This is a genomic window from Azotobacter chroococcum (genome assembly GCF_004339665.1).
Lineage (GTDB): Bacteria > Pseudomonadota > Gammaproteobacteria > Pseudomonadales > Pseudomonadaceae > Azotobacter > Azotobacter chroococcum.
The window spans coordinates 1-4969 of sequence record NZ_SMMU01000075.1 but is presented as its reverse complement, the minus strand read 5'-3'; the positions used below and the strand labels follow the sequence as shown (position 1 = coordinate 4969).

Genomic DNA, 4969 nt, shown 5'->3' with positions numbered 1-4969 from the left:
ACCCCTTGATTTTCAAGGGTTTACGCAGCTCCTGCGAAGGAAGTGGGGCGCATTATAGGGCGTTAACTTTCGGCGTCAATAGAAAGTTGAAATATCCCCCTTTAAACAGCAAATCCCTACGATTAAGGGATCAACTCAGCCGGGAGTCGCCTGTATCCCCACTCACTTGGGTAATGGATAGTCAATCCACCCTTTCAATATAGTCCACAGGAGCCGATACAACAGACCACTGCAGCCCCCAGAAAAGAAACAGCCAAGCCCGAGGCGAAATGCATTCAGCCACAACAGTCAAATCACCCCGCTCTGTCGCAAGGCGGCGATCCGCTCGGCATCAAGCCCCAGCACTTTGGAAAGCACCCACTCGGCGTGCTCTCCAAGCAGTGGAGGCGCCTGTCGATACGAAACCGGCGTGGCGGATAGCCGAATGGGGCTGGCCACCTGCGGCACCCTACCGGCCAGCGGGTGCGGCAGCTCCATTTGGAGCCCTCGGGCAACGACTTGCGGGTCGGCGAACACCTGGGCCAGGTCGTTGATCGGCCCACATGGGACACCAGCCACCTCCAGCGCAGCCAGCCAATCGGCAGCAGTGCGGAGCACCGTGACTTGACGGATCAACGGAATCAACGCGTCACGATGGACAACGCGGGCCTGATTGGTCGCAAAGCGCACATCCAAGGACCACTCGAGATGCCCAGCCACCTCACAGAAGCTGCGGAACTGTTCATCATTACCCACGGTGAGGATGAAGTTTCCGTCCGCCGTCGGAAAGTCCTGGTACGGCACAATGTTCGGATGGGCGTTGCCAAGCTGTTGCGGAGGCCGGCCCGTGGTCAGGTAGTTCAGCGCCTGATTACCCAGACAGGCCACCTGCACGTCGAGCAGGGCCAGATCGATGTATTGGCCGACGCCGCTGCGCTCTCGGTGAGACAACGCCGCCAGCACGGCGACGGCGGCATAGAGTCCGGTGAGAATATCGGTCAGGGCCACGCCGACCTTGAGTGGCCCGGCACCCGCCTCCCCCTCTGCGCGACCAGTCAGACTCATCAGCCCACCCATGCCCTGGATCAGGAAGTCATAGCCGGCACGCCCAGCATAGGATCCGGTTTGACCGAAGCCCGTGATGGAGCAGTAGATCAGCCGCGGATTGACGGCCTTGAGCGACGCACAGTCGAGGCCGTAGGCAGCCAGGCCGCCAACCTTGAAGTTCTCCAGCAGCACATCGGAGCGGGCCACCAGATCGCGAATCAGCTGCTGGCCTTCGGGGCGAGTGAAGTCAAGGGTAATCGACTGCTTGTTGCGGTTGGCCGAAAGGTAGTAGGCCGCCTCCGAGGTGTCATTGCCCCAGGCATCCTTAAGGAAGGGCGGTCCCCAATGGCGAGTGTCGTCGCCCACGCCGGGACGCTCGACTTTGATCACCTCGGCACCGAGGTCGGCGAGGATCTGTCCGGCCCATGGCCCGGCGAGCACCCGGGAAAGATCGAGCACGCGGATCGAAGAGAGAGCGCCGGGCATGGGAAATCCATCCATTCAATAGCGCAGGATATCCAAAGCCTAGTGCAACGGATCGCCATTGCTGGCCACCCCGATGAGAAGAATGCAACCTTTGCGCTTCCACCCCCCTCTCATAGTGCAGGCATTTTAGACTAAGGTAGAGGTGTAGTTTTTTAAATTAGATACGCGGGATGAGGCAGTCCACTCCAGGCTCATCCACTAGCTATGGCGACAGCGGCACGCAACCTTGCCGAATGCGGATGACGCCGACAGTGCTGTCGCGTAAGGGCCATGGCTGACTAGCGTTTCGCTATACCCGACCGGGGTTCTGCCGAGCCTTGGTCCAGGGAAGAGTTACGAAATCAAACAAGGAGAATAGACGTGCATATTGGCGTTCCACTAGAAACCCACATCGGGGAAACAAGGGTTGCCGCTACACCAGAAACGGTGAAGAAACTGGTCAGCCAAGGTCATACGATAACCGTGCAGAGCGGCGCCGGCGTCGATGCCAGCCTTCCGGACAGCGCCTTCGAAGCCGTCGGCGCTAAGATTGGCGATGCGGCGGCCACCCTCGGTGCCGACCTCGTCCTCAAGGTCGTCGCTCCCAGCCCGGCCGAACTGGCGCAGATGAAGGCTGACGCAGTGCTGATCGGCATGCTCAACCCCTTCGACGATGACAATATCGCGCGCATGGCCGAACGCGGCATCACCGCCTTCGCCCTGGAGGCGGCGCCGCGCACCTCGCGGGCACAGAGCCTCGATGTGCTGTCCTCGCAGGCCAACATCGCCGGCTACAAGGCGGTGATCCTCGCGGCCAACCACTACCCGCGCTTCATGCCGATGCTGATGACCGCCGCCGGAACGGTGAAAGCGGCCCGCGTGCTGATCCTTGGTGCTGGCGTCGCCGGTCTGCAGGCGATCGCCACGGCCAAGCGCCTGGGCGCTGTGATCGAAGCCTCCGATGTACGCCCGGCGGTGAAGGAGCAGATCGAATCCCTCGGCGCCAAGTTCGTCGACGTCCCCTTCGAAACCGACGAGGAGCGCCAGTGCGCCGAGGGTGTCGGCGGCTATGCCCGGCCGATGCCGCCATCGTGGATGGAGCGCCAGGCCAAGGCCGTGCATGAACGCGCCAAACAGGCCGACATCGTCATCACCACCGCGCTGATTCCCGGCCGCAACGCACCGACTCTGCTGCACGAAGCCACCGTGCAGGAAATGAAACCGGGCTCGGTGGTCGTCGATCTCGCCGCCGCACAGGGCGGCAACTGCCCGCTGACGGTGCCCGACGAGGTCGTGGTCCGCCACGGGGTAACCATCGTCGGCCACAGCAACCTGCCTGCGTTGGTAGCGGCCGATGCCTCCGCCCTCTATGCACGCAACCTGCTGGACTTCCTCAAGCTGATAGTCGACAAGGATGGTCAGTTCCGCCTTGACCTGGAAGACGACATCGTCAAGGCCTGCCTGATGTGCGAAGGCGGCCGGGCCGTGCGGACCAACGGCAGCGCGCCCGGCGCTGTAAACGCAGTACCGCGGACAACAAAAGAAAACGCATAAGGGTAATAAAGATGGACCTGATTTCTGACGGGCTCTACAACCTGATCATCTTCGTGCTGGCGATCTACGTCGGCTATCACGTGGTGTGGAACGTCACACCCGCCCTGCACACCCCCCTGATGGCGGTGACCAATGCGATTTCCGCAATCGTCATCGTCGGCGCCATGCTCGCTGCCGCACTCACCGAGACCGGTCTGGGCAAGCTGATGGGCACCCTCGCCGTGGCCCTGGCTGCGGTCAACGTGTTCGGCGGCTTCCTGGTCACCCGGCGCATGCTGGAAATGTTCAAGAAGAAAGCGGCAAAGGCGGAGGCCAAATAAATGAGCATGAACCAGATCACCCTGCTCTACCTGGTCGCCTCGGTGTGCTTCATCCAGGCACTGAAAGGCCTGTCGCACCCGACCAGCTCGCAGCGCGGCAACCTGTTTGGCATGGCCGGCATGGCCCTTGCCGTTCTCACCACCCTGGCCTTGGTTTTCAAGCTGAATGCCGAAGTCGCTGGCAGCGGCATCGCCTTCGTCATCCTCGGCCTGCTCGTCGGCGGCGGCGTCGGCACCCTGATGGCCAGGCGTGTCGAAATGACTAAGATGCCCGAGCTGGTCGCCTTCATGCACAGCATGATCGGCCTCGCCGCGGTGTTCATCGCCATCGCCGCGGTGCTGGAGCCGCAGTCGCTGGGCATCGTCCAGACCATGGATGCGCCGATCCCGGCCGGCAACCGCCTGGAACTGTTCCTCGGCGCGGCGATTGGCGCCATCACCTTCTCCGGATCGGTGATCGCCTTCGGCAAGCTCTCTGGCAAGTACAGGTTCCGCCTGTTCCAGGGCACGCCGGTGCGCTTCCAGGGTCAACATCAGATCAACCTGCTGGTCGGCCTGGCCATTTTCGGCCTCGGCCTGATCTTTACCTTCACCGGCAATGCCGGCGCCTTCGCCCTGCTGCTGCTGCTGGCCTTCGCCATCGGCGTGCTGCTGATCATCCCCATCGGCGGCGCCGATATGCCGGTGGTGGTGTCGATGCTCAACAGCTACTCGGGCTGGGCTGCGGCCGGCATCGGCTTCTCGCTGAACAACTCGATGCTGATCGTCGCCGGCAGCTTGGTCGGCTCGAGCGGCGCGATCCTCTCCTACATCATGTGCAAGGCGATGAACCGCTCGTTCGTCAACGTGCTGCTCGGCGGCTTCGGCGCCGACGCCACCGCCAGCGCCGAGGCCTCCCAGGAACAGCGCAGCGTCAAGTCCGGCTCGGCGGACGATGCTACCTTTCTGTTGTCCAACGCCGACAGCGTGATCATCGTTCCCGGCTACGGCCTGGCAGTGGCTCGTGCCCAGCATGCCCTGAAGGAGCTGGCGGAAAAGCTCACCGAGCACGGGGTCGACGTGAAGTTCGCCATCCACCCGGTCGCCGGCCGTATGCCCGGGCACATGAACGTGCTGCTGGCCGAGGCTGAACTGCCCTACGAGCAGGTCTACGAGATGGAGGACATCAACTCCGAATTCGGCCAGACCGACGTGGTGCTGGTGCTCGGCGCCAACGACGTGGTCAACCCGGCGGCGAAGAACGATCCCAAGTCGCCGATTGCCGGCATGCCGATCCTGGAAGCCTTCAAGGCCAAGACCATCATCGTCAACAAGCGCTCCATGGCCAGCGGCTATGCGGGCCTGGACAATGAGCTGTTCTATCTGGACAAGACCATGATGGTGTTCGGCGACGCCAAGAAGGTGCTCGAGGATATGGTCAAGGCTGTGGCATAAGGTCTGCCTTGCCCCGGCACCGGCGGCCGGGGCAAGGCGACTGGCAATCTGGAGTGATCGTTCGTTCCTTTTTCGACTAGGTTCTGTTGACGCAAGCCCAGTGCTAAAACTGGGCTTTTGCCATGACTGACAGAAGCCGACTGAGCGACAGGGAATGGTCCCGCATACAA

Annotated in this window: 4 protein-coding genes; 3 read left to right on the top strand and 1 reads right to left on the bottom strand. The window is 62.2% G+C overall.

The genetic code is table 11. The annotated features are described in order from the left end of the window. Positions 1-288 precede the first annotated feature (288 nt). Positions 289-1512, bottom strand: a complete 1224-nt coding sequence (locus tag EV691_RS22880; RefSeq protein ID WP_131302078.1) for a CaiB/BaiF CoA transferase family protein — start codon at positions 1510-1512, stop codon at positions 289-291. A 360-nt stretch (positions 1513-1872) separates the two neighbouring features. Here EV691_RS22880 and EV691_RS22875 point away from each other — a divergent pair, with 360 nt between their 5' ends. From EV691_RS22875 to EV691_RS22865, 3 genes are read left to right on the top strand one after another with little or no spacing between them, the layout of a single operon-like run. Then, positions 1873-3045 (top strand): Re/Si-specific NAD(P)(+) transhydrogenase subunit alpha, encoded by a 1173-nt coding sequence (locus tag EV691_RS22875; RefSeq protein WP_131302075.1) that lies wholly within the window; start codon positions 1873-1875, stop codon positions 3043-3045. An 11-nt stretch (positions 3046-3056) separates the two neighbouring features. Beyond that, positions 3057-3365, top strand: a complete 309-nt coding sequence (locus tag EV691_RS22870) for an NAD(P) transhydrogenase subunit alpha part 2 (protein WP_039800922.1) — start codon at positions 3057-3059, stop codon at positions 3363-3365. Beyond that, positions 3366-4799 (top strand): NAD(P)(+) transhydrogenase (Re/Si-specific) subunit beta, encoded by a 1434-nt coding sequence (locus tag EV691_RS22865; RefSeq protein ID WP_131302072.1) that lies wholly within the window; start codon positions 3366-3368, stop codon positions 4797-4799. Positions 4800-4969: the final 170 nt, after the last annotated feature.

What these genes read in the sequence shown, in the direction of transcription:
- EV691_RS22880 (WP_131302078.1), bottom strand. Translation starts at nt 1,512, where the DNA reads ATGCCCGGCGCTCTCTCTTCGATCCGCGTGCTCGATCTTTCCCGGGTG.
- EV691_RS22870 (WP_039800922.1), top strand. Translation starts at nt 3,057, where the DNA reads ATGGACCTGATTTCTGACGGGCTCTACAACCTGATCATCTTCGTGCTG.
- EV691_RS22865 (WP_131302072.1), top strand. Translation starts at nt 3,366, where the DNA reads ATGAGCATGAACCAGATCACCCTGCTCTACCTGGTCGCCTCGGTGTGC.